Raw genomic sequence first — 23373 nt, forward strand, 5'->3', positions numbered from 1 at the left:
AATTACCGAATTAACATTTAATATAAGTTAAAATTCATAGAACTTATAAACTTTGTAAAAACTTTATTACCAATATTCAAGACATGAATCCAGAAATTACTTTAACTTGGAATATCCTAGAAGAAGCCTTTGAAATTGTCAATATTAGCTCTATTACTGTCAATCCTCAAGATGCGATCGCCACTTATAAGAGTGCAGATGATCCTAATCAAGAGGGAGACAATGAAATTTCTGATGAACTTTGGGCAGATTATACCCCTCCCCTTCCTTATATTAAAAATACTACCCGAAACTTGCAATTCAATGAATCTCAATTTATTGCATCCCCAGGGCAAGAAATTGGTATAACAACTTATGTTACCACTTCCGATGGTTATACATGGGCGGCAATGTCCACCGCAATTAATGCCATGTGGCCTTATAATTCTGCTGATTATTCTGGTGTTTCCAGTCAAAATGCTTATTATGCAGGAAATCTTGTTACTACTCCCCCGGGCGGTGTGGTAAAAGTTACCGCTAATTATAAAGGGCAAAATATGAAGTTTTGGGCAAACGAAGATGGTTTAACCTCCGATAATCCTAACGCAGTTAAGCTCGATCGATATTTTGTCATCGATGAATGGGGTAATGAATATATTATGCACGCATCAGGACAATTAGATCAAAGTCAAGTAGCCACTGCTTTTGAGGAGGCAGTATTACCCGAAGGTTGGACAAAAGAAACCCGTCAATTATCCGAAGATTTGATTTTAAATCCCGCCGAAGGTGGCGATGGAAGTTTTCATTATCTAGTATTTCGTGATAGTGCCGATAACAGTTATCATCAAACAAAATGGTCTAATACTGGTTCACTTTCTGCTCAAATCGAGGATTTTCCCATTTGGGGAGGGCAAGATGATAATATCCTTTTTGGGGATGCTAATGGCGAAATTAGGAATGATTTGATTTACGGTGCAGGAGGGGATGATACCATTATTCCGGGGTTAGGCAATGATGAAATTTGGGGGGATGCTGGTATTGATACCGTCATTTTAACGGGAGATAGTGCTGATTACTCGATCGAAGAAATCGCCACCGATGATATAAGTACCTTTACAGTGTCAGGATTTGGTTATACCAAAACCCTTTATGATGTGGAATATTTACAGTTTGATAACGAAACAATTTCCTTAAATAAGGATAGTTTACTCAATACTCAAATATATCGTTTTCGTACAGGAGAGGGAACTTATCTTTATGTAGGCGATGAAGAACGTCAAAGTATTTTAGTAAGTAACTATAATTTTGTGGAAGAAGGAGAAGTTTTTAAAGTCTCCATGACAATGGATGACGATTTAATTCCCATTTATCGTTTTCGCAATACTAATCTTACAGGTGCATACTTATATGTAGGAGAAGAAGAACGTCAAAGCATCTTACAAAGCGACTATGGTTTTGTGGAAGAAGGTTTAGCGTTTTATACTTATGGTGCGATGAGTGACCAAGGGCAAGATATTTATCGATTTCAAACTAGCCCAGGTGCTTATATTTTTGTGGCAGAAGAAGAAAGACAAAGCATCTTAGAAAATTATTCTACTTTTACAGAAGAAGGAGTTGCTTTTAACGTAACATAACTCTATTTGAATATATAACTATTAGACATCGATCATAATTATGATTTTACCACCGTAGAACAGGCATCTTGGCTGTTTGTCTCCCAGATGTTTAATGATTTTTTCCTTTCAATCTTTTTATTAGCATTAATTTTGGTTATTTTGTGTTAAACGCTCAACCAAGTTTAAAGATAAACCAGTTATCTCGACAATTTCGTTAATGGTTAATCCTTTTTTGAGTAAATTAAGAGCAATTTCCACTTGAGTCTCCAACCTTCCTTTTAACTCACCTTTTAACTCTCCAGAATGATAAATTTCTTGATAAATAGCTGATTCTTGCATAATATCGCTCCTTAAAATACCTTTAATAATGTCCTCTGAAATAACTAAGTTAGCTAAAATCGCACTCGCTGCCGTTAGATTACTTTTAATATTTCGATCGGTAATCTCCTCAATAGCTTGAGCGACTCTACTTAATACTATTTTAGGCTCATTCGTTTGACTTAGCACCGCAAAAGGTAATAAACCTTGATACTGTAAAAACTTTTCTGTAGGCATTTCCCAGAGACGAATTACCTCAAATTCATGGTAAGTTTTACTCAAACGAAAACTATTTTGTTGCACTAAATCAGAATTAGTGGGGCGTAAATAAATCACTACTTGACGCATTTCCTTTTGGGGATAACGGCGATAAACCCTCACCCGATAATCTAACATTCTAAAAGGCATAGTTTCATCGGCATCCGTCTGAAATTCCGTATGTAAGACCAAATCCTCTGACTGTAATAAAATCAAAGAATCCGCCCTAATTGGCTCATTAGATAACTCCGTTGGCTTCAATTCAGTTAACTTAACGGGATTTCCTAATAACCACGTCACCAAATCATCTCGGAAATTTTCCGCTAAAAACTTACAAATATTATCAAACATACTTTAGGTTTTAGGTAAACAAAAAAGAAGTAACTTTAAGTTATCTTCTCAGAAATTACGCATTTTTACCAAAAATCAATGATTTTGAGATTTCTCGTTACCTCGAAATGACAGAATATCGTTATCGGTGCTTAAATCCTACTTCTCTAAAATACCATTAATTCTTAGCCCAACCTAGCTAAAATTTTAAGAGTTTTCCTATAATTTAATGTTTTTTAATAAAAAAAGAAGGTTTTACCCTGAGTGCCTCGCAATGACAATAAAGAAATAAAATTAACATCCTTACTCATTACTCATTACTCATTACTCATTACTCATTACTCACTCTTTTGAGGGTACTTCTAAGGTGGTATCACCACTCAATCCAAAGGCTTCGTGTACGGCTTTTAAGGCTTGGATACCTTGAGATTCCGAGACTACACAACTAATTTTAATCTCTGATGTGGTAATCATATAGATATTAATGCTTTCCTTTGCCAATGCCTCAAAAAACTTGGCGGCAACTCCGGGCGAACCAATCATGCCCGAACCGACTATACTTACTTTAGCGATGTTGGTATCCACGCTAATCAGTTTAAATTTAATTTCTGATTGTAGTCGATAAAGGGCTTCTTTTGCTTGTTGGGCATCCTGTTGGGCTACGGTAAAGGCAATATCACGCATGGGAATACCATCGACAATACGACATCTTTGAGATTGAATAATCATGTCAACGCTGATATTTTCTTGAGATAACACGGTAAACACTTTCGCCGCCATACCGGGTACATCGGGTACAAATAATATGGCTAATTGGGCTTGATTTTGATCTAACGCTACCCCTCTAACGGGTACTAAACTACTATTTTCTTTTTCTTCCTGATGGCTAATATTAGAACTATCAATGTCGAAAGCCTCACATAAGGCGTTGATGGCTCGATCGCACTCATCTTGATCTACAATACAACTAACCTTAACCTCAGAAGTGGAAATCATCTGAATATTTACCCCTGCGGAAGCTAAAGACTGAAACATTGTGGCTGCAATACCCGGTCTTCCAATCATACCTGCACCAGCGATGGCAATTTTAGCGATTTTTTTCTCCACTAAAATGTCTGTATTACCGTTTTCGTCTAAAATCGGTGCGATCGCCATAGCTACAGATTCAGCATGGGGTAAAACATCTTTAACGACAGTGAAGGCAATATCGTTGCTGTTTCCCTCGTGAATGGATTGAATAATTAAGTCCACATCGACGTTTTGACGGGCTATTTCTCCAAAAAGTTTCGCCGCAATACCCGGTCGATCGGCAACCCTTAGAAGGGCTATTTTGGCTTGATCTGAGTCAAATTGAACGGCATCCACAGCCTTAGTAAGTTCTAACCCCACAAGAGGCTTACCTTGATAGGGCGGAGAGATAACTTTAGTACCTGCGTCATCTGTCCAACTAGATTTTACGACTAATTCCATACCAAAATTACGGGCAATTTCCACCGCACGAGGATGTAATACTTTGGCGCCAAGACTAGCTAACTCTAGCATTTCATCGCTAGTAATTTCATCCATAAGTTTCGCAGAAGGTACAATTCTGGGATCAGTGGTTAAAATACCGGGTACATCGGTATATATTTCACAGCAATCCGCTTGAAGGGCAACGGCTAAAGCTACGGCGGAGGTATCTGAGCCTCCTCTACCGAGGGTAGTAATTTCAAAATCGGTTAAATTGGTGATACCTTGAAAACCAGCTACCACAACGACTTTTCCTTGTTGTAATTCTCGGTTAATTCGATCGGGCTTAATTTCTAAAATTCTGGCTTTGCTGTGATTGGCTTCGGTGACGATACCCACTTGCGCACCAGTTAAAGAAATGGCGGGTTGCCCAATTTCCTGTAATGCCATGCTTAACAAAGAAATTGACACTTGTTCCCCTGTGGAGAGTAACATATCCATTTCTCGACGACTGGGGTTACTAGAAATTTCTTGGGCTAATTTCACCAAGCCATCGGTGGTTTTTCCCATAGCGGAAACCACTACCACAACTTGATTTCCTTCCTTGACAGTACGATAAATTCTTTGACTCACCGACTTAATGCGATCGACTGAACCGACTGAACTACCACCATATTTCTGGACAATTAGCGCCATATCTTGACATTCACTTTAAAAATTACCTGATTAATAGTAACAAAATTTGTCTCGATCGAAAAAACAATTCTGGCAGGATTGAGTTATTAATTAACGCCCTAACACTGAGGAGATTGATATTTTGCTGTAAGACACTTTTAAAAAATATAAAGGTTGCCGAAAGGGTGTTATTTATTATCAATTTCGTCGATGACGAAGTGGCGCTACTCGATCGAATCTAGGTTTAATAAGCCTTTTGGGGGGTTAATTTCTAAGCGTTTTTCTTCCAAATTAACCACGGGTACAATGTCTTTCACAAAAGGAATTAACACCGTGACAGGTTTCGATTTTTTGACTTTGAGTTTGTGTCTTTTCGATACTCGACTTACTTTTTCTAAGTCTGGAATAATATCGGGTTTAGCTTCGGGTTGCTTATGTAATGTTACTTCTAAAATGTCGTTTCCTGCACTAAAAACATCGGTGACAATGCCTATATTTTCCCTCGTTGCTTGATTAAATACCTCTAAATCAATTAAGTCTGCAATGTGATATTCTTCTTTTTCTAACTTGGGTCGATCGAGCTTTTCTACAAACAACTTACAACCCCGCAAACTTTCCGCCTGATTTCGATCGTCGATACCTGCTAATTTGATGATAAAAATATTCTTCCCTGGCATTTGTCTTCCCCTGACTAATTCCACTAATTGGGGAGACTGATGAGGTTGAACTTGTAACCAACGACTACCGGATTTTTCAAAACGTTCGGGAAAATCCGAGTCTGTTTTTACCTTCAATTCCCCTTGAATCCCTTGAGGTGATACGATCGTACCTATTTCGATTAAATCTTGAATCTGCAAATTATTTTCTACTCCAAAAAAAGCCCTTACCTAGATTAATATTATACTTTGAGTTCACCATTATCGATATTTTGCTCACAATTTTGTAATGGTTTTCTTTTCTCAATACTTTTGCTTTCAATAACCGGCATAATCTCCCGACAATAAAGACAATACCAATACATTCCTTTATCGTTAACATGAGCTAAAAGTTTTGTCGAACAACATGGGCAATCCATTATGGAAACCTCCATAAAATAAAAAAAGGGAACTTCGTTGACAGTTCCAAGAAGTTCCCCTTAAAATAAAAAAGAGAATCATTAATAAGCTATAGACTTTTTTCCCAAAATAGTCCTTAGTGTAGTAGTTAAGCATTCGAGAGGAAAGAATTAAATATATTCCCAGTATATGTAACCCTTTCCCTCACTGGGTAGTTAAACTTCGATCGAATCCAAGGCTTTTTCTACCCGTCGAAAATCGAATCCCAAAGCGCGTAAGGAATGCCATAAATGTCCTTGTAAGAAGAAGAAAGCAAGGAAGAAATGAGCATTAGCTAACCAACAACGGGAAGTATGTTCACCGTAAGGTAATTGAACGGTATCTGCAAAATAAGGAGTGATTCCCAATTTCACCTCTAAAGCAGGACCATAAAATTCCACAGGATAAGCTAAAGTATTAACAGCACAGAAATAAGCCGCCACGAATCCTGCTAAAGCAATTCCTCCTAGAGAATAGGATAAGACTGCTTCTCCAGAAAACATCAGCACTCTTTTTGCCCATTTTAAAGGAGGTACGAGAATATGCCAAACACCTCCGCCAATGAGCATTATGCCTACGAAGATATGTCCTCCCACTAAATCCTCTAAACTGCTAATACTAGCAAAGTGAGTTTGATAGCCGTAAATAGTAGCTAAATCAAGAGTTGGATGTTCAATCATGCGCACAGATTGAGTAGTGGCATCGTATAAACCACCCCAATACATTGCTTTTCCAGCTAATAATAAAGCACCTGCACCCAAAAAAAGCAAATGATGACCAAGAATTAAACCTAGTTTAGCAGGATCATCCCAGTTAAAATGAAACATCTTAGCTTGTCCTTGAGCTTTACTTAAATCTTCTGGAGCTTTCAGGGTGTGGTATAATGCCCCAGCACCTAAAAAAGCCGAAGAAATAAGATGAATTGAGCCAATGACGAAGTAAGGATAGGTGTCCACAATTTGCCCTCCATCACCTACTCCCCAACCGAGGGTAGCTAAATGGGGTAACAGAATTAATCCTTGCTCTCCCATAGGTAAAGAGGTATCAAAACGGGAAATTTCAAATAGGGTAAAAGCACCTGCCCAAAAGGCGGTTAGGGCTGCTTGTCCGACATGAGCGGCGATAAAGAAGCCACTTCGATCGGCAAATCTGGCATTTCCTGCCCACCAATCGTATTTTACTTCGGGGTTATCGTAAGTTTGCATATTATCTTCCTTTGTTCTGTTCACGACTTATTGCTATTTAATATTAATAAGCCTATAGATAATTTATCTTAGTTGCTATAATTTTGCAATAATTTTTAAGTAAAGTTTTGTAAAGAAAATGTTAACTTTATAAACTAAACTCGTTTTTAATCTGTGCAACCCAAGATTTGATACGACTTTCGGTTAAATCTGACTGATTATCTTCATCAATGGCTAAACCCACAAATTTGCCATTACGCACAGCTTTAGATTCATTAAAATCATAATTATCTGTACTCCAATAACCGACGGTTTTACCTCCTAGGGAGGAGATTTTTTCTTCTAAAATGCCCATAGCATCTTGAAAGTTATCGCAGTAACTAATTTGATCTCCTGCTCCAAAATAGGCGATTTTCTTGCCTGTAAAGTCAATTTGGTCTAAATCATCGTATAATCCTTCCCAATCACTCTGTAGCTCTCCAATATTCCATGTAGGGCAACCAATGATTAAGTATTCATATTCTGCTAAGTCTTCTACTTCTGCTTGAGCAACGTCTTGTAATTCTACTACGCTATCTCCACCTAGTTCTTTTTGGATGGTTTGCGCGATCGATTCTGTATTACCAGTCTGAGTCCCAAAAAATAAGCCAATTTTTGCCATATTCTTGTTATTTTTAATAATAATTGAGTATTAGTTTTCTCACTTATTAATAATAGCTATCAATAAGTCTATAGATAGCTTAACTTACTTGATTATTTTTAGCAATAAGATGAATAAGGGTTGGTAAAAAGTATTTTGATGAAGGTAGGCAAGGGCAATGGCTCGACTACGCTCACCAACCAAGGAAAAGGCAAGAGTTTTAATGGTTTTTATTCATAGAGTGAGAGTATGTAGTTGTATGGTAATCACATATTTTTTTGGTGAAAACTCATTATTCATTACTCATTACTTCTGATAGGCACGAATCATGGCTTGTGTGCCTTGGGTTGCGCCGCCGAGTTCTGCAACGGATTGAAACATTTGAGTAGCTAAATCTGTAGCAGGTAAAGTCTGATTTTCAAGGCTTTCTGTCACTAAACGTAAATCTTTGAGTATGTGTTTAATCATGAATCCGGGGGCAAAATCTGAGGAGGCGACTTTGGGTGCTAAATTCGTTAATGCCCAAGAACCTGCGGCCCCCGTGCTACAAACTTTAATCATCAAATCAGGATCAATATTTAAGGTTTTTGCTAACTCCATTGCCTCACAAATAGCCATCATGTGGATAGAAGCCAGTACTTGATTACATAGTTTTACAGCTTGTCCATTACCGATCGAGCCACAATGAACAATATTTTTGCCCATTGCCTGAAAAATAGGTAAAGATGTTTGAAAATCTCGATCGTCACCCCCTACCATAATGGTTAAAGTGCCGTTTTGAGCGCCAATATCTCCTCCTGACACGGGTGCATCCATGAAGTGTAAGCCGTTCGATCGTAATTTGTCGTTAATCTCTTTAACTGCCTGTGTGCCGATCGTGCTAAAATCAATGATAATGGTTTCAGGTTTGGCAAAATGAACAATTCCGTCCTCTCCAAAAATAACCTCATTTACGTCTGGCACATCACTGACACAAATACAGACAAAATCTGCATCTTTCACTGCATCTTCAATGGTAGAAACTATTTTAACTCCATTTTCAAGAGCTTGAGTTACAAGAGTTCGATCGCAAAGCGGCGCTGCACGATCGATCTGAGTACGATTCCACCCTTTAACATTATATTGATGTTTAACCAAATTTTGAGCCATAGGCGAACCCATTACACCCAAACCAATAAAACCAATATTTTTTTTGTCCATAGATTGAGTTCAGAAATAAAATTAAATATTAATCTTGAAATGGTTACAATTAAAGAGTTGTCACCATAATAGCATACCCAGAATGAATGCACTAAAATATCAAACAATTATAAAAAATGGTCAACTCAACTTACCGACTCTTGATTTACCAGAAGGAACAGTTGTGGAAGCAATTTTATTAATTCAAAAATCAACTGAAATGGATGAAACAGATTATCTGCTTTCAACATCTGCTAACCGTCAGCATCTCCAAGAAGCCATCGAATCTCTTAAAAATCCTGATAACTATATTTATGTAGATTCTGCTAAATTATGAGAAAAGTTGCTTTTTTAACTAGAAGTTTCGATGAATTTAACCAATGGGCAATTAACGATAAAAAAATTTACACTAAAATAGTTAATCTCATTAAAGATATTGAAAGAGAGCCTTTTTCTGGATTAGGAAAACCAGAAGCATTAAAACATGAATTATCAGGATTATGGTCACGACGTATTACTGAAGAACATCGATTAGTGTATCGTGTTTCTCCTGAAGAAATTATTATTATTTCTTGTAAGTTTCATTATTGATCGTGATCGTTTTTGTGGGGAGGTACGATTTAGCACTCAATGAATCGCACTCATTCCCCCATTCATTAACTGCCAAAGCGCATTTGAGTTAAAGCGTGTTGAGTTTTGCTATCGAGAGAATTAAACAGAAAACGCCCACGAGATTTTTGTTGAGGGCGAAAATTACGTTTATTTTTAGTCTTTGTCGAATCAACCTCCTTCGCTAAGGCGTGGGCGGAAAGCCATTCAGCACCATAACCGACAACTGTATGACGTTGAGCTTGATCCGATGTCGCTACAATAATCCTTGTATCGGTTTCTGGATTACGACGGGGAAAAGAGGCACAAAATTTTTCTATATAAGTATCTGCTGTTTCAGTATAAGACGTATAGTAAATTGAAACACTTTGATTTAATTTTTCTTCATAGCTAGGGGTTTTCTGATAGTGAGAATCAAAGACTATCTTTGACTCTAAACCCTTATAACCTGTATAGTTAACTAAACTTTCGATGAGAGATTCCCTAGCGTGTTCTAATCCGTTATTATCCCTAATGTTTTTAAGCCAATGCCATGTTCCAATTATGTTGTAGCCATCTACCAACAAGATAGCTTGAGAATTTGTAGAAACCATTTTCCTGCATATATATTTTACTAAAGGTCATTTTTTACGATGTCATTATGGTAAATTTTAACAAAAATTTAAGATATTCGCTGTATTTATCGCCACAAATTTTTCAAGTGAAGCACCCTACTTTCAAGGAAGTAACGTAACCTCAGTTCGACATAAGAAAAGTAAGGAAAATCTATAGTTGAAATAAGTCTGTGGGCTTACCCTGATTCACCACTTCCCCTTGTTTGAGTAAAAAATAACCATCGGCATAGTTTAATTCTTCGAGGCGATGTGTTACCCAAAGAGCGGTAATTCCTCTTTCTTTGACAAGTTTTTGTACCAACATTACTAATTCTATTTGGGTGTCGGGATCAAGTAATGCGGTGGGTTCGTCTAATAATAAGACTTGACAATGACGAGCGATCGCTCCTGCAATGGCAATTCTTTGTTTTTGTCCTCCACTTAGGGCATAGATGGGGCGCCGTTCTAATTCTAAAAGATTTACAGCCGTAAGGGCTTCTCTTACTCTGAGTTTAACTTGATTAAGGTTGAGTTTTTCTTCTACTAACCCAAAGGCTATATCGGCGGCGACGGTGGGCATGACTAATTGGTGATCGGGGTTTTGAAAGACAAATCCCAATGGTTTGTCGGTGATTAAGTTGCCACTGGCGGGAGTCAGTAAACCTGCTAATAATCGTAGTAAGGTGGATTTTCCACAACCATTATTGCCTAATAACATCCAAAATTCGCCTTTTGGTACTTTTAGGCTACAGGATTTGAGGACTGGAGTTTGTAGATTCCAGCCAAAGTTTAAGTTTTCTATTTCGATCGCAAATTTAGACAACTTAGTTAATAATTAATTAGTTAATAGTGCAAAGTTTGAGAAAATGATCATTTTTTTAGGAAAAAACTTTATTCTCATTGAGAACAAAAGAATCTCATAATGAATCCTGTCAAATATTACCATAAAAAATGGTGGGCAATGCCCACCCTAGAATTTTCACTTTTATGATTAATTAACGAAGGGGAGGAAACCACTCTAATACGGCTTCTTCTTTGGTGTTGGTATTACGAGAGGGAGTAGCTCGATCGAAGGTCATATGAACCGATCGAGTTTGTTCACCATCAGCGGCAACCGCTACAATAGGATAATCGATGTTGCCGTCTTGGAAAGACATTTGGAAACGGAAAGTACCATCAGGATTTAACTTGATTTCCCGTCCACCAATGGTAACTTTAGCATCAGGTTCTGTTGCACCATAAACGATTAATTCCGCATCGGCAATTAACCAGAACTTACGAGGTTTAGTGGGTGTCATGTCAGAGGAGAATCCTGCACCTGATCCCGAAGCCAAGCCTAAACCATAACCCGAACCCGAAGCTAATCCTAAACCATAACCAGAACCTGAAGCAATGGCACTTTCTCCCGCCCACATTCCGATACCAGAAGGGAAAACATAGGAACTAAGAGCATTTTCAGGAATCATGGAACTAGGAGCGTTTTCAGGAATCATGGAGCTAGTAGCTTGTTGCATACTACCGTATAAAGAACCGGCTACTCTCTGAGCTTCGACACTTTGGGCTAAACCGAAAACTTGATCATGGATTTGACCGTAATAAGTACTCGTTTGTTGTTGGTGTTGCTGTTGTTGTGCTGCCAATGCCGCTTTTTTGGCAGGAGGAGTGAGTTTATAAACAGTTTTTGTGGTTAATTCTTCTTCCCAAGGCACGGTGACAAATACGTCTTCAACCCAATCACTAGGATACACAGGAGGAACTCTTACGGGAACTGATCTAGCTAATACTAACCAACGACCATCAAAACAACGATAACCGATGTCGATTACATAATCACGATCGCTCACAGGAACAGGTAAATACCATTCTCGTGCTAATTCATCACAAAGATATTCTTGAATACTGTGGGGACTTTGATAGTTTAAATCAATATCAGTAACATCATATAATCTTAAAGCTAACTGTTGTCCACCTTGACGGCGTAAATCTTCTTTACGATCGTGGGGTATGTCCCAATAAGTATAAGCCCACTGAGGATCACGAGGCATTAACACAATGCGACTGTCACCATAACCACCGGGTAATTCACCAAAACCCTCGTCCACGTCAGCGAGAGGGCCACCAATTAAATCATCTTGTCCGACTTCAAATTTAGATGCTTCCATTTTTTGCTCCTCTTGATTATTTGATTGATTTGATAAATTAGTTTGATTATTGGAATTGATATTATTGCTGGAAATAAATTCGGGTTCTTTTTCTTGAATAACGCTTAACAATTGAGCTTTGCGCATTCGACTGTAACGAGGAATATTTAAAGCACTAGCCACTTTGCGTAGTTGTCTTAAAGTCATTTCCTCTAAAGGTGGTCGTTGCTTGGACATAAGATTAAATCTTGATTTTTTTAGTGTTTAATCAATAGTCAGATCATATTAGTACTTATTTACTAAATAATTAGTGGTAAATACACCTTTTCAGGTTAAAAGTTGTTTTAATCTTTTTTGGGGATCAATTACTTAACTTTATGTAACAAAATCTAACCCTGATTCGTCAAGGGGTACAAACTATTATTTAAGATTTGTAAACCAAAAACAAGGGTTTTAGGGATCACAATGTCATGATTTCTTGACATTATCTTCGATCGATCCCCTTGACAGAAAATTATGTCATGGTTTCTTGATAATTAAGAATTAAGAATTAAGAATTAAGAATTAAGAATTTTGTACCCCTAACTCCCTAACTCCCTATCTCCCTATCTTCCTATCTTCCTAATTAACCTTATTAGACTCATAAATGAGGTTAAAAAAGTCTTTTACGGTAGGAATTTGTAAACGATCTTTTGTGGTGATAAGTACAACTTCCCTCGTGAGTTGATGATTATTTTCTAATCCTAAATCAATGGGAATAATTGCTAAACTGGGATCGTTTAGAGATTCATTGAGGGCTAATGCGGGTAATAATGCGATCAAATTACCCTGTCGAATCACTCCTCGAAAAGCATCTAAAGTATTTAACTCCATAGCTACTTCTAAATCTAATCCTTGACTAGCAAAAATTTCTTGAACTATTCTCTGCATTCCATAACCATCTTTGAAAATCACTTGAGAATATTGGGCTAAATCGTTAATGGTGACGCTTTTTTGTTGGGCTAAAGGATGATTATTTGAGGTTAATACTTTTATCGGTTCATAATATAAATGTTTTACTACCATTTCTGAACTGGAGGTTAAGTATTTATTGTTCATCACTAAGGCTACATCGACTAAACCATCCCTTAAAACTTTTAAGGCTCGATCGCTACCTAAAGCAGTTACTCGTAATTGTACTTGAGGATGATTTTGACAAAAATTTTGTAGAAGGGGAGGTAAATAATAAGCACAAACAGAATGAATCGCCGCCACACACAATTCTGTTTGCTCACCTCCTAGTAATTCTTGGATTTTTTCTTCTACTTTTTCCCACTCCTGACAAATACGCCTAGCATGGGGTAAGATTCTTTCCCCAGTAATAGTTAACTTGGCTTGGGCTTGACGATGAAATAAAGGGGTTTTGAGATGTTCTTCTAAACCTTGAATTTGACGACTAATAGTTGATTGTGTCACACTACATATTTTAGAGGCTTGTCCAAAACTGCCTGTTTCACTTACTGCTAAAAAAGCTCTAATTTGCTCAATTCTCATATATTATTTCTTCTTCTACATTGCTCTAGGATCAAAGCAAAATAAATAGTGGACATAACAACATAAGAGATTCATTTTAATAAATTCTCTTGCTTTGTTAATATATCAAAATTTATTGCTTCGATCGGCTATATGTCAGGGTATGATCACAGGATTTGATGGTGTAGAGTTAGGGGTGGATGATTCAGAAAAATTGGTAATTAATACGATGGGTAGAGTTAGAGTCGTAAGCGCGATCGCTGTACCTAAAATTTCTATAATTATTTGTGTAGGAGGTTTCTTTTTCCTAGAAGGTTCACCAGCTTCCATATATTTGAGAATCGAATAAAAAAATAATTGATTAGTTTTGTTTTGGATTACTCACTATCATAGCAATTATTTTCAAGAGAATTGTCATTTTTGAACAATTAGGCTTTGTCTTATAGTATTTTATCGATGGGGAGGTTAGGAAATAGATAAAAACAACATTGCCCGAAAAAACCAACAAACACGTTTTTAATCGTACTAGCTGATTTTCTCAGGCAATGATTTTTGTTATTTCAACCTTGACAATTAGGACAAGGATTTTTTTTGTGATGACAAAAGCCTAATTTAGCCTTTGAGAATCACTCTGAAGTAGAAATAGGAGACTAGCTGAGAGCGTTGATAGCGTAGTCGATGTAGGAGTTAGCTTCAGAAGCAGCATCTCCACTTAAACCGTGGTTAGCTTTGATGTATTTTAAAGCTTCGATATACCAGCTAGGAGATAAGTCGAAACTACGGTTGATTTCATCAATACCAGCGATTAAGTATTCGTCCATGGGACCAGTACCACCAGCGATACAACAGTATGTAACCATACGGAGGTAGTAGCCGATGTCACGAGCACATTTTGCTTTACCTTCGGCAGTAGAAGCGAAGTTAGCACCGGGGGTGGTGGTGGTGTAAGGGAATTTGCTGTAAACTGCGTTTGCTGCACCATCAATTAAACGTTGTGCATTTTCGGTTAAAGATTTAGCAGCTTGTAAACCAGCGGTAGCTTGACGAAAACGACCGAAGGCGATTTGTAATTCGGTGCTGCTTAAGAAACGACCTTGAGAATCTGCTGCGGATACTGCTTCAGTTAAAGGGGTTTTGGACATTTGATTGATTTCTCCTAAATAATGTTTGTGTTACTTGATTTATCTTTTGGGTATGGATATACCTATGCAACTGCAGCAGCAGCACGATCGAAATAGGTAGCAACTTCAGCCATTAAAGCACTACAATCACCAAGGGTAATACCATTGGTATCGTTAGCAATGGCAATAGCTGCATCTTTCATTTTTTGAACACCAACAGCTACGGAAGAACCGGGAGTACCTAATGCTAAGTAGGTTTCACGAAGTCCATTTAAACAACGATCTTCTAATACGGAAGCGTCACCAGCGAAGATAGCGTAGGTAACGTAACGTAAAATGATTTCCATGTCACGAAGACAAGCAGCCATACGACGGCTAGTATAAGCATTTCCACCGGGAGCGATTAATTGAGGTTGCTCGGCGAATAAAGAACGAGCTGCGTTGGTAACGATAGCAGAAGCGTTGCTGGTGATACGGTTAACGGTATCAATACGTTTGTTGCTGTCACTTACCATTTGGCTTAAAGCATCGATTTGGCTAGAGCTTAAGAACTCTCCACGAGCGTCAGCTTGAGAAACAACTCTTGTGAATGCGTCGTACATTTTCAGTTAATCTCCTAATAATAGAATTAGTTTGTTTTGTTTTTTTATTAAATTTGAGTTCAACAAAAAGTTAAACCGAGGTGGGATTCAAATCCCGAAAATTAGTTTCTCTTATTATGTGCTTAAGTACAAGTTATTGTTAAGCAGTTGTAAAGAAACTTAATAATCAGACATTTTTCTGTGTAGAAATCCGTCTTAGAAAGGTGTTTGAACCTCTCATATAAGTTTATACCCTGTCTTTGCGCATTTGTTTATTACGTCTTGTTAAATTTTCTGAGATACTTATTTACATTTGTTAATATTTTTTTTAGGAGAATAACAGTTTAAACTTTGGTGTAAGTTGTGTTGGAAATAGAGTGCAAATTATAATGAAAATGTATCAAGAAATAGTGGAAATCAAAACCAGTGGTAAATGTCTTCATAGCATAACCTCTCAAGTGATGACAGTAGTAAAAAAATCAGGGATTCAAACGGGGATATGTACGGTTTTTATCCTTCATACTAGCGCTAGTTTAATTATTCAAGAAAATGCCGATCCTGATGTGTTGGCTGATTTAAGTAATTTCTTTAGTAAACTTGTACCTGAAAATGGTTTTGATTATCTTCATAGTGCGGAGGGTGCTGATGATATGCCTAGTCATATTCGATCGATCTTAACCAGTACTTCAGAAAATATTATTATTCGTGATGGTAAACTTTTACTGGGTACATGGCAAGGTATATATTTGTGGGAACATAGAGTTCGATCGCACTTGAGAAAAATTGCCATTCATGTTCAAGGTAATTAAGGATTATTGAAGGATAAAAATGCGATGGCACTTCTAATCCATTCTTCAACATGGGTATTTTTTTGTAATAAATTATCTTGACTAATGACGGAGATTGCTTGTTGTATTTCTTTATTAGTATAACCTAAAGCCATTAACGTCATTTCTAAATCTGCCATAATTTCTTCATTGGGAAAAGCATTCGTATTTTCAACAGTAACTCCTGCAGAAATACGCCATTGAGAGAGTTTTGTTTTCAATTCTAGGGCAATTCTTTCGGCGGTTTTTTGCCCGATACCCGGAGTTTTCGACAGTTGACGAATATTTCCTGTGACGATCGCCTGTACTAAATCCTCTAAGCCTAACGTATCAATTAAAGCAATCGCAGATTGACAACCAATGCCAGAAATAGCGATTAGTTGACGAAATAAATCCCTTTGCGCACTGCTGGAAAAACCATAAAGAAATTGTTGATCATCTCTTATTTGAAAATGGGTAAAAATCTGGATTTGTTTTTCTAAATTAATTTCTAATTTTCTGGCAAAATGAAGGGGAACTTGTATCTCATAACCGATATTATTAACTTCTAAAATTAAAATACTACGATTATTATTAAATAAAATATTATTGATATATCCTTTGAAATAACTAAGCATAAAGTGTATTAATAAGCAATCTTAATTATGGTAAATAAAAAAAATTTTGTGTTATATTATCACGCAAAGACGCAAAGACGCAAAGTTTATATTACCTCAGTTCGATGCAAGAATGTTTGATAAGGGCAGGTTTCAGGTGTAATTTTCAGAAAATTATATAATTCGATCAAAGAATTGAAGATAAAAAAATCAATTAGGATATATTTTTTGTCAATTCTTTAACCCTTTCCGATACCTGACACCTTTACAGCACCAAAAATTTTATGGTTCACTCAGGTTATATTATATCTAGTCGAAGGGATGTAAGAACGCAAATTTTGATCATTAGTTATTATCTAAATCTTATATCATATTATTTATTATAAATAATAAATCATCACAATGGTTAAATAACTTAGTTTATTTTTGCAATTTTATATGAAACTATTATTAGATCAATATGCCTACTTAGATTCTTGTATTCATCGTTGGGAATCAAAACCGAAATTTATTGCTTTGGTTACTCTAATTTTTGCCTTTGCTTTTATTCAAAAATTAGTTTTTTTACCCTTTATTATTATTATTACAGCTATTTTATATTTTTTATCTAATCTCCCCTTTTCTTTTTTGCTTTCTCGTCTTCGTTATCCGGGTATTTTTATTGTGGCAGTAGTGATTTTATTACCTTTTTTAGTTGGTAAAACTATTCTTTTGTCTCTATTTTTTTTAGATGTTAAATTAGAAGGAAGTTTATTAGTTATTTTAATTGTTACTCGTTTTATTTGCATTTTAACTACCAGTTTAGTACTGTTTGGGACTTCTCCTTTTTTAACTACTTTAAAAACCGTTCGATCGATGGGTTTATCTCCGATAATTAGTGATATGATGTTGTTAAGTTATCGTTATTTAGAGGAATTTGGCGATCGATTAACGAGGATGCAAAGGGCATTAAAATTAAAAGGTTTTCAGCCTCACAAAATCACTAGACGTAATTTGAAAGTTATTGCTCATCTTATGGGTAGTTTATTAGTCATTAGTTATGATCAATCAAAATTAGTTTATCAAGCAATGATTTTAAGAGGTTATCACGATCGATACACAAAAGCAAAAATAGCTCCATCAAATATTCCTAGTAAACACTGGATAGCCTGTGGAATTGTTGTTTTTATTAGCTTTATTTTGATGATTCTTCAATTATTAATTAAGGGTTAATTTGTTTGCAACTTTTATCATAATTTTAATAATTTAATCATAAAAAGTGTTAAAATTGATCTACTATCTTTCATATTTTATCCCTTCATTATTAGAAAAAAAAATTCATGAATAATCAACATAATATTGATGAAGGTACAATTAAGTTTAACTGTCAATGGATTAAGCAACCTTTGTCAATTTTTGTGCCCGATGAACTTTTAAGGTGGCGCGATCGAATCTATGAACTTAATTTGATAGGATATTATCAGGACATTAATATCGGTTACGGTAATATCAGTATCAAAACACCTCAAGGAATCTTAATATCGGGTACACAAACAGGCAATATTTACCCCATTCAATCACAACATTTTACCTTAGTTACGGATTATCAGCTCGATCGAAATACCATAGAATGTCAAGGATTAATTAAGGCTTCTTCTGAATCTATGACGCATATCGCCGTTTATCGATGCGATGAATCTATCAATGCTATTATTCATATTCACAACTTGACTCTGTGGCAAAACTTAATGGATAAAATACCGACTACTAATAAAGATGTTGCCTATGGTACACCAGATATGGCAAAAGAGATATTTCGTTTATTTGCCGAAAGCAACGTTAAACAAGAAAAAATTCTGGTAATGGCAGGGCATAAAGAAGGAATTATCGTCTTTGGCAACTCCCTTGAAGAAGCTGGAAATACACTGCTCAAAATTATTCGAGATTGACGAATATTTTTTAACATACACGAAACTATTTGTAATAAAATATGTCAAAAGATAGGTACTTTAATTACGACTAATTTGGTGGGGTATTCTCACCCCTATTATATTTCTTAAAATTTTATAATAATTTATAGGTTAGTAAAGACTAAAATAGAGAATTTTTTATTCTTGATTCCTGATTCTTTGTTGTCAATCACTAAGTTATAATTGTTTGAGGAATAAAAATTACATAAAGTCCAAAAATACTAATTATATTTACTGTTTATAAACTTTAATTTTATAGAAAAAATGCAACCAACAAATCCGCAACAATTTACAGAAAAAGCATGGGAAGCGATCGTAAAAACTCCCGATATTGCGAAACAAAATCAACATCAACAAATCGAAAGCGAACACTTATTAAAATCTCTTTTAGAACAAGAGGGATTAGCTGTTAATATCTTTAATAAAGCTAACGTTAGTGCAACCCGTTTACGAGAAAAAGTTGATGAATTTATTAACCGTCAAGCTAAGATTAAAAATATCGGTGATTCTGTCTATTTAGGCAAAAGTTTAGATACTCTTTTAGATAGAGCTGATAATTATAAAAAACAGTTTGATGATGATTTTATTTCCATCGAACATATGATCTTAGGTTATGCACAAGACGATCGATTTGGCAAGAAATTATTACAAGAATTTAACCTAGATGAAAATAAATTAAAATCCATTATTAAAGATATTAGAGGAAGTCAAAAAGTGAGTGATCAAAATCCAGAAAATAAGTATGAATCTTTAGCGAAATATGGACGAGATTTGACGGAATTAGCAAGGCTTGGTAAACTCGATCCTGTCATCGGTAGAGATGATGAAGTTCGCCGTACTATTCAAATTCTCTCCCGTCGTACAAAAAACAATCCTGTGTTAATTGGTGAGCCGGGGGTGGGTAAAACTGCGATTGTGGAAGGATTAGCCCAACGTATTATAAACCGAGATGTGCCTGAATCTCTGCTCGATCGAACTCTCATTGCCTTAGACATGGGCAGTTTAATCGCTGGTGCAAAATATCGAGGGGAATTTGAAGAAAGACTTAAAGCCGTATTGAAGGAAGTCACGGAATCTCAGGGGAATATTGTCCTTTTCATCGATGAAATTCATACAGTTGTAGGGGCAGGGGCGACTCAAGGAGCGATGGACGCAGGAAACCTCTTAAAACCCATGTTAGCACGGGGCGAATTGCGTTGTATTGGGGCGACTACCCTCGATGAATACCGCAAGTATATCGAGAAGGATGCCGCCTTAGAGAGACGTTTTCAGTCGGTTTTCGTAGGTGAACCCAATGTAATTGATACTATCTCAATTTTGCGCGGTTTGAAAGAGCGTTACGAAGTCCATCACGGGGTGAAAATTGCCGATACCGCTTTGGTTGCCGCCGCTATGCTTTCTAATCGTTATATTGCCGATCGATTTTTACCTGATAAAGCTATTGATTTAGTGGATGAATCTGCCGCTAAATTAAAGATGGAAATTACCTCAAAACCAGAGGAATTAGATGAAGTCGATCGAAAAATTTTACAACGAGAAATGGAGCGTTTATCACTGAAAAAAGAGGTAGATCAAGCATCTGTTGAAAGACGAGAAAAATTAGAGCAAGAATTAGCTAATTTAAAGGAAGAACAATCGGCTTTTAATGCTCAATGGCAGGGGGAAAAAGAAGCTATAGATCAAATTCGTAGTTTAAGAGAATCCCTCGAAAAATTGAACGTAGAAATTCAACAAGCCGAGCGGGATTATGACTATAATAAAGCTGCCGAATTAAGATACGGAAAATTAGCTGATATTCAAAAAGAGATTAAAAATAAAGAAACTTTATTAGCGGAAAAACAAACCTCTGGTAAATCACTTTTACGGGAAGAAGTTGAGGAGTCGGATATTGCCGAAATCATCTCAAAATGGACTGGTATTCCTATTAGTAAATTAGTGGAATCTGACAAAGAAAAACTACTACATCTTGAAGAACAACTGCACGATCGAGTAATCGGGCAAAATGAGGCAGTTATCGCCGTTTCTGACGCTATTCAGCGCTCTCGTGCTGGTTTAAGTGATCCTAATCGCCCTACCGCTAGTTTTATCTTTCTAGGGCCTACAGGTGTAGGTAAAACCGAACTTGCCAAAGCCTTAGCAGGTATTCTCTTTGACACTGAAGATGCGATCGTGCGAATAGATATGTCAGAGTACATGGAAAAACATACCGTTTCCCGTTTAATGGGTGCGCCTCCGGGATACGTTGGCTATGAAGAAGGAGGACAATTAACGGAAGCGATTCGCCGTCGTCCTTATTCTGTGGTACTATTTGACGAGATCGAAAAAGCTCATCCTGACGTGTTTAACGTGATGTTGCAAATCTTGGATGATGGACGCTTAACGGATTCCCAAGGGCGTACCGTTGATTTTACCAATACTATCATCATCATGACCAGTAACATCGGTTCGCAGTATATCCTTGATTTAGCAGGGGATAACTCGAAATATGAGGAGATGCGTAGTCGAGTTATGGAGGCGATGCGCGGTAGTTTCCGCCCAGAATTTTTGAACCGTATCGATGAAATAATCATCTTCCATAGCCTTGAAAAATCAGAATTGAGAAATATCGTCAAAATTCAAGTTCAACGGCTAGAATCACGCTTAAACGAACAGAAAATGACCTTAAAAATGTCTGATATAGCCCTCGATTTTCTCGCTGAAATCGGTTATGATCCAGTTTATGGTGCAAGACCGTTAAAACGAGCAATACAAAGATACTTAGAGACCTCGATCGCTAAGGCAATTTTAAGGGGTGAATTTAAAAACGGAGACACAATTTTTGTCGATGTCGAAGACGAAAGATTGAGCCTCAAAAAAATATAACTGTAGGGTGGGCAATGCCCACCTTTTTTTGATTTAATTATTGGAAAAATTGAACTTGAGAATATTGCATTATTTTTTCATCTACTGTCATCATCGTCAATTCTAATTCTTGAGCTTGACAAATTAAAAGTCGATCGAAAGGATCATTATGAATTAATGGTAATTGGGCTAATTTAATAACACTATTTTCATCAATAATAAGGTTAGATATATGATATATGATGTTTTTTTCGTTGTTTAGGTAAATAAATTTCAGGAGATTCAGGTAATGGTAATTTTCCTAACTTATATTTAATAATTACCTCCCATAAAGAAACGACACTTACATAAATATCATTATTTTTATCTTGTATAGCAGTTTTCCAATGATTTGGCAAACGTTTATCAGCACTAATAAACCATAAAAAATATGAGTGTCTAATAAAATTTTCATTATTCAAATTGTTTTATAATACTATCTGGTAAAGGATCATCAAAATCACTTGGGGTAACAAATTCTCCTTCACACAATCCATAGGGACGAAATTCCTAATTACTATTATTTTTACGATTTTTAATAAACAAAAAAAAGTCCAATAATTCTTCTATTAAAAATTCATCTGATGATTTTTCAATTTCTGTAATTAATATTTGTTTGTAATTCATATTATTTATTTTTTAATTATTAAAATTATACTCTTAATTTAGTTGAGCTTCGATCGAACTTACAGACTAATTTATACTGTCAAATTTGCGCAAGTGATTTGTGTATTATGTCTTTTACAAAAATATTGTAAATTTTCAAATTCATTAGTACTTAATCGTGCTTGTTTGAGAATACTCGTTAAAGTACCAATCATTATCTCTTTGTATTTTGGTACGATCGTCGTTAATCTTCCCTCCTGCGTTTCTTTGGCAAATTTTACATGACTACCCTTTTGACTAACAATTTCAAAACCTGCATTATTTAATCTTCTTTTCACTTCCCTAAATGTTAAAGGTTTAAGCGGCATTGATTTCTACTTGTAATTTTTCTAACGTGGGGAAAATAGTTGCACAAGGAGGCTCAAAGTGTAATTCTAAGGCTTCTTGAAGATTCGCTAATGCCTTTATTTCTGTTTCTCCTTGACTCGCAATCTCAACTTCTAAACATTGGGCAACAAACCAACTTCCTTCTTGAAAGATTCTGGCGGTGAAAGTTTGTTTCATAGTTTTAATTAGTAATTGTAATTGACTGTTTATATTGCTTTAACACTTAACATCATAAAAAATATTATAGTAAAAAAAAGATTCCTTATCCTTCTCACAGAATTAAAGTTGAACTTTCTCAAATTGTAAGATGGTGAGCATTGCCCACCCTACGACTATGCTATATTTACTCATAGTGACTCCACATTCGCAAAACCTTAACTATCTTTTCTTCTGATAAAATTTGATAAATTAGACGATGCTGTTTATTAATTCTACGAGAGTAATAACCTGATAAATCTCCTCTCAATTTTTCATAGGGAGGTTGATAAGGATTTTCTGTTAAAATCATCAACAACTGCTGAGTTTGAGGTTTTAAACCCGCCGAACTTAATTTTTTAGCATCCTTATTGGCTTGTTTTGTTAGAATAACTGTCCACATTACCAATCAATATCCTCAATATTAATACATTCCTCTATAGGAGTGGATGCTTCTCGATGGATGGACTCTACCATATTAGGAATAGATTGAATATATAAAGTTTCTTGGATTTCATTCCATTCTTGCTCGGAAATTAAAATTGCTTTACCTGTTGTTTCTTCAATCAAAACAGGTTGATGTTTTTTGTTAATCTCAGCAATTATTTTAGGAAAATCAAATTCTGGTTGATTAATTTTTATAGTTTCCATCTT

27 protein-coding genes are annotated in these 23373 nt (G+C 36.0%); 8 read left to right on the top strand and 19 right to left on the bottom strand.

Going from position 1 to position 23373, the window contains the following annotated elements; genetic code table 11:
• The first annotated feature begins 83 nt into the window (after nt 1-83).
• Nucleotides 84-1613 (top strand): hypothetical protein, encoded by a 1530-nt coding sequence (locus SYN6308_RS15595; RefSeq protein ID WP_017295382.1) that lies wholly within the window; start codon nt 84-86, stop codon nt 1611-1613.
• A gap of 126 nt (nt 1614-1739) precedes the next feature.
• Here the strand turns inward: SYN6308_RS15595 and SYN6308_RS15600 are convergent, their stop codons facing one another.
• The 7 genes from SYN6308_RS15600 to SYN6308_RS15630 all read right to left on the bottom strand — a co-directional run bounded on the left by SYN6308_RS15600 (nt 1740) and on the right by SYN6308_RS15630 (nt 8743).
• Complete coding sequence (locus tag SYN6308_RS15600; protein ID WP_017295383.1) at nt 1740-2522, bottom strand: Rpn family recombination-promoting nuclease/putative transposase; 783 nt, start codon at nt 2520-2522, stop codon at nt 1740-1742.
• 321 nt (nt 2523-2843) lie between these two features.
• Nucleotides 2844-4646 carry an aspartate kinase gene (locus tag SYN6308_RS15605; RefSeq protein WP_017295384.1) on the bottom strand — a complete coding sequence of 601 codons (1803 nt, stop codon included), beginning with the start codon at nt 4644-4646 and terminating at the stop codon, nt 2844-2846.
• A 203-nt stretch (nt 4647-4849) separates the two neighbouring features.
• The gene (gene rimM, locus SYN6308_RS15610; RefSeq protein ID WP_017295385.1) at nt 4850-5482 is read right to left on the bottom strand and encodes a ribosome maturation factor RimM; all 633 of its coding nucleotides are present in this window, start codon (nt 5480-5482) and stop codon (nt 4850-4852) included.
• Between the two features lie 41 nt (nt 5483-5523).
• Nucleotides 5524-5715, bottom strand: a complete 192-nt coding sequence (locus SYN6308_RS25595) for a hypothetical protein (RefSeq protein WP_017295386.1) — start codon at nt 5713-5715, stop codon at nt 5524-5526.
• A gap of 180 nt (nt 5716-5895) precedes the next feature.
• The gene (locus SYN6308_RS15620) at nt 5896-6924 is read right to left on the bottom strand and encodes a chlorophyll a/b binding light-harvesting protein (protein ID WP_017295387.1); all 1029 of its coding nucleotides are present in this window, start codon (nt 6922-6924) and stop codon (nt 5896-5898) included.
• 127 nt (nt 6925-7051) lie between these two features.
• A complete protein-coding gene (gene fldA, locus SYN6308_RS15625) occupies nt 7052-7564 on the bottom strand; it encodes a flavodoxin FldA (protein WP_017295388.1) in 513 nt (170 codons plus the stop codon).
• A 285-nt stretch (nt 7565-7849) separates the two neighbouring features.
• Nucleotides 7850-8743 (bottom strand): NAD(P)-dependent oxidoreductase, encoded by an 894-nt coding sequence (locus SYN6308_RS15630; protein WP_017295389.1) that lies wholly within the window; start codon nt 8741-8743, stop codon nt 7850-7852.
• An 82-nt stretch (nt 8744-8825) separates the two neighbouring features.
• Between SYN6308_RS15630 and SYN6308_RS15635 the strand changes: the two genes are divergently transcribed.
• Together SYN6308_RS15635 and SYN6308_RS15640 are read left to right on the top strand one after the other, a co-directional pair.
• Complete coding sequence (locus tag SYN6308_RS15635; RefSeq protein ID WP_017295390.1) at nt 8826-9059, top strand: hypothetical protein; 234 nt, start codon at nt 8826-8828, stop codon at nt 9057-9059.
• Nucleotides 9056-9313 (top strand): Txe/YoeB family addiction module toxin, encoded by a 258-nt coding sequence (locus tag SYN6308_RS15640; RefSeq protein WP_017295391.1) that lies wholly within the window; start codon nt 9056-9058, stop codon nt 9311-9313. Before SYN6308_RS15635 ends, SYN6308_RS15640 begins: the two co-directional genes overlap by 4 nt.
• A 65-nt stretch (nt 9314-9378) precedes the next feature.
• Here SYN6308_RS15640 and SYN6308_RS15645 read toward each other — a convergent pair whose 3' ends face one another.
• From SYN6308_RS15645 to SYN6308_RS15660, 4 genes are all read right to left on the bottom strand, one after another.
• Nucleotides 9379-9924: an NYN domain-containing protein gene (locus SYN6308_RS15645; RefSeq protein WP_017295392.1), complete on the bottom strand. Its 546-nt coding sequence runs from the start codon at nt 9922-9924 to the stop codon at nt 9379-9381.
• A 172-nt stretch (nt 9925-10096) separates the two neighbouring features.
• Nucleotides 10097-10747: an energy-coupling factor ABC transporter ATP-binding protein gene (locus tag SYN6308_RS15650; protein WP_017295393.1), complete on the bottom strand. Its 651-nt coding sequence runs from the start codon at nt 10745-10747 to the stop codon at nt 10097-10099.
• 172 nt (nt 10748-10919) lie between these two features.
• On the bottom strand, nt 10920-12302 hold the full coding sequence (locus SYN6308_RS15655; protein ID WP_017295394.1) for a DUF4912 domain-containing protein: 1383 nt from the start codon (nt 12300-12302) through the stop codon (nt 10920-10922).
• 384 nt (nt 12303-12686) lie between these two features.
• Nucleotides 12687-13598 carry a LysR family transcriptional regulator gene (locus SYN6308_RS15660; RefSeq protein WP_017295395.1) on the bottom strand — a complete coding sequence of 304 codons (912 nt, stop codon included), beginning with the start codon at nt 13596-13598 and terminating at the stop codon, nt 12687-12689.
• Nucleotides 13599-13692: 94 nt separating this feature from the next.
• Here SYN6308_RS15660 and SYN6308_RS24980 point away from each other — a divergent pair, with 94 nt between their 5' ends.
• Entirely contained in the window at nt 13693-13926 is a 234-nt protein-coding gene (locus tag SYN6308_RS24980) for a hypothetical protein (protein ID WP_158412760.1), read from the top strand.
• Nucleotides 13927-14227: 301 nt separating this feature from the next.
• Here the strand turns inward: SYN6308_RS24980 and cpcA are convergent, their stop codons facing one another.
• Complete coding sequence (gene cpcA / locus SYN6308_RS15670; protein WP_017295397.1) at nt 14228-14719, bottom strand: phycocyanin subunit alpha; 492 nt, start codon at nt 14717-14719, stop codon at nt 14228-14230.
• Between the two features lie 62 nt (nt 14720-14781).
• Nucleotides 14782-15300 (bottom strand): phycocyanin subunit beta, encoded by a 519-nt coding sequence (locus tag SYN6308_RS15675; protein WP_017295398.1) that lies wholly within the window; start codon nt 15298-15300, stop codon nt 14782-14784.
• A gap of 368 nt (nt 15301-15668) precedes the next feature.
• Between SYN6308_RS15675 and SYN6308_RS15680 the strand changes: the two genes are divergently transcribed.
• The gene (locus tag SYN6308_RS15680) at nt 15669-16088 is read left to right on the top strand and encodes a secondary thiamine-phosphate synthase enzyme YjbQ (RefSeq protein WP_026102116.1); all 420 of its coding nucleotides are present in this window, start codon (nt 15669-15671) and stop codon (nt 16086-16088) included.
• Here SYN6308_RS15680 and ruvA read toward each other — a convergent pair.
• Nucleotides 16085-16723, bottom strand: coding sequence for a Holliday junction branch migration protein RuvA (gene ruvA, locus SYN6308_RS15685; RefSeq protein WP_017295400.1), 639 nt, complete (start codon nt 16721-16723; stop codon nt 16085-16087). The genes SYN6308_RS15680 and ruvA overlap by 4 nt on opposite strands.
• A gap of 417 nt (nt 16724-17140) precedes the next feature.
• Between ruvA and cbiQ the strand changes: the two genes are divergently transcribed.
• From cbiQ to clpB, 3 genes are all read left to right on the top strand, one after another.
• Nucleotides 17141-17914, top strand: a complete 774-nt coding sequence (cbiQ, locus tag SYN6308_RS15690) for a cobalt ECF transporter T component CbiQ (RefSeq protein WP_017295401.1) — start codon at nt 17141-17143, stop codon at nt 17912-17914.
• A gap of 107 nt (nt 17915-18021) precedes the next feature.
• Entirely contained in the window at nt 18022-18630 is a 609-nt protein-coding gene (locus SYN6308_RS15695) for a class II aldolase/adducin family protein (RefSeq protein WP_017295402.1), read from the top strand.
• Nucleotides 18631-18915: 285 nt separating this feature from the next.
• The gene (gene clpB, locus SYN6308_RS15700) at nt 18916-21513 is read left to right on the top strand and encodes an ATP-dependent chaperone ClpB (protein ID WP_017295403.1); all 2598 of its coding nucleotides are present in this window, start codon (nt 18916-18918) and stop codon (nt 21511-21513) included.
• 203 nt (nt 21514-21716) lie between these two features.
• Here clpB and SYN6308_RS25900 read toward each other — a convergent pair whose 3' ends face one another.
• From SYN6308_RS25900 to SYN6308_RS15730, 5 genes are all read right to left on the bottom strand, one after another.
• The gene (locus SYN6308_RS25900; protein WP_306301622.1) at nt 21717-21890 is read right to left on the bottom strand and encodes a hypothetical protein; all 174 of its coding nucleotides are present in this window, start codon (nt 21888-21890) and stop codon (nt 21717-21719) included.
• Nucleotides 21891-22229: 339 nt separating this feature from the next.
• Nucleotides 22230-22505 carry a type II toxin-antitoxin system HicA family toxin gene (locus SYN6308_RS22720; protein ID WP_017295405.1) on the bottom strand — a complete coding sequence of 92 codons (276 nt, stop codon included), beginning with the start codon at nt 22503-22505 and terminating at the stop codon, nt 22230-22232.
• Nucleotides 22495-22701: a type II toxin-antitoxin system HicB family antitoxin gene (locus tag SYN6308_RS15720; RefSeq protein WP_017295406.1), complete on the bottom strand. Its 207-nt coding sequence runs from the start codon at nt 22699-22701 to the stop codon at nt 22495-22497. Before SYN6308_RS15720 ends, SYN6308_RS22720 begins: the two co-directional genes overlap by 11 nt.
• A 166-nt stretch (nt 22702-22867) precedes the next feature.
• A complete protein-coding gene (locus SYN6308_RS15725; RefSeq protein ID WP_017295407.1) occupies nt 22868-23122 on the bottom strand; it encodes a Txe/YoeB family addiction module toxin in 255 nt (84 codons plus the stop codon).
• Nucleotides 23122-23370, bottom strand: a complete 249-nt coding sequence (locus tag SYN6308_RS15730) for a type II toxin-antitoxin system Phd/YefM family antitoxin (protein WP_017295408.1) — start codon at nt 23368-23370, stop codon at nt 23122-23124. The genes SYN6308_RS15725 and SYN6308_RS15730 overlap by 1 nt, the downstream gene beginning before the upstream one ends.
• Nucleotides 23371-23373: the final 3 nt, after the last annotated feature.

This window comes from Geminocystis herdmanii PCC 6308 (assembly GCF_000332235.1).
In the GTDB taxonomy this organism is placed as follows: domain Bacteria; phylum Cyanobacteriota; class Cyanobacteriia; order Cyanobacteriales; family Cyanobacteriaceae; genus Geminocystis; species Geminocystis herdmanii.

Bases quoted from the DNA above. Each gene is read 5' to 3' on its own strand.
- SYN6308_RS15660 (WP_017295395.1), bottom strand. From the start codon at position 13,598: ATGAGAATTGAGCAAATTAGAGCTTTTTTAGCAGTAAGTGAAACAGGC.
- SYN6308_RS15635 (WP_017295390.1), top strand. From the start codon at position 8,826: ATGAATGCACTAAAATATCAAACAATTATAAAAAATGGTCAACTCAAC.
- SYN6308_RS15595 (WP_017295382.1), top strand. From the start codon at position 84: ATGAATCCAGAAATTACTTTAACTTGGAATATCCTAGAAGAAGCCTTT.
- SYN6308_RS25595 (WP_017295386.1), bottom strand. From the start codon at position 5,715: ATGGAGGTTTCCATAATGGATTGCCCATGTTGTTCGACAAAACTTTTA.
- SYN6308_RS15640 (WP_017295391.1), top strand. From the start codon at position 9,056: ATGAGAAAAGTTGCTTTTTTAACTAGAAGTTTCGATGAATTTAACCAA.
- SYN6308_RS15730 (WP_017295408.1), bottom strand. From the start codon at position 23,370: ATGGAAACTATAAAAATTAATCAACCAGAATTTGATTTTCCTAAAATA.
- ruvA (WP_017295400.1), bottom strand. From the start codon at position 16,723: ATGCTTAGTTATTTCAAAGGATATATCAATAATATTTTATTTAATAAT.
- SYN6308_RS15695 (WP_017295402.1), top strand. From the start codon at position 18,022: ATGAATAATCAACATAATATTGATGAAGGTACAATTAAGTTTAACTGT.
- SYN6308_RS15600 (WP_017295383.1), bottom strand. From the start codon at position 2,522: ATGTTTGATAATATTTGTAAGTTTTTAGCGGAAAATTTCCGAGATGAT.
- SYN6308_RS15605 (WP_017295384.1), bottom strand. From the start codon at position 4,646: ATGGCGCTAATTGTCCAGAAATATGGTGGTAGTTCAGTCGGTTCAGTC.
- fldA (WP_017295388.1), bottom strand. From the start codon at position 7,564: ATGGCAAAAATTGGCTTATTTTTTGGGACTCAGACTGGTAATACAGAA.
- cbiQ (WP_017295401.1), top strand. From the start codon at position 17,141: ATGAAACTATTATTAGATCAATATGCCTACTTAGATTCTTGTATTCAT.
- SYN6308_RS15720 (WP_017295406.1), bottom strand. From the start codon at position 22,701: ATGAAACAAACTTTCACCGCCAGAATCTTTCAAGAAGGAAGTTGGTTT.
- SYN6308_RS22720 (WP_017295405.1), bottom strand. From the start codon at position 22,505: ATGCCGCTTAAACCTTTAACATTTAGGGAAGTGAAAAGAAGATTAAAT.
- SYN6308_RS15680 (WP_026102116.1), top strand. From the start codon at position 15,669: ATGAAAATGTATCAAGAAATAGTGGAAATCAAAACCAGTGGTAAATGT.
- SYN6308_RS15645 (WP_017295392.1), bottom strand. From the start codon at position 9,924: ATGGTTTCTACAAATTCTCAAGCTATCTTGTTGGTAGATGGCTACAAC.
- SYN6308_RS15655 (WP_017295394.1), bottom strand. From the start codon at position 12,302: ATGTCCAAGCAACGACCACCTTTAGAGGAAATGACTTTAAGACAACTA.
- SYN6308_RS15620 (WP_017295387.1), bottom strand. From the start codon at position 6,924: ATGCAAACTTACGATAACCCCGAAGTAAAATACGATTGGTGGGCAGGA.
- cpcA (WP_017295397.1), bottom strand. From the start codon at position 14,719: ATGTCCAAAACCCCTTTAACTGAAGCAGTATCCGCAGCAGATTCTCAA.
- SYN6308_RS15725 (WP_017295407.1), bottom strand. From the start codon at position 23,122: ATGTGGACAGTTATTCTAACAAAACAAGCCAATAAGGATGCTAAAAAA.
- SYN6308_RS15675 (WP_017295398.1), bottom strand. From the start codon at position 15,300: ATGTACGACGCATTCACAAGAGTTGTTTCTCAAGCTGACGCTCGTGGA.
- SYN6308_RS15630 (WP_017295389.1), bottom strand. From the start codon at position 8,743: ATGGACAAAAAAAATATTGGTTTTATTGGTTTGGGTGTAATGGGTTCG.
- clpB (WP_017295403.1), top strand. From the start codon at position 18,916: ATGCAACCAACAAATCCGCAACAATTTACAGAAAAAGCATGGGAAGCG.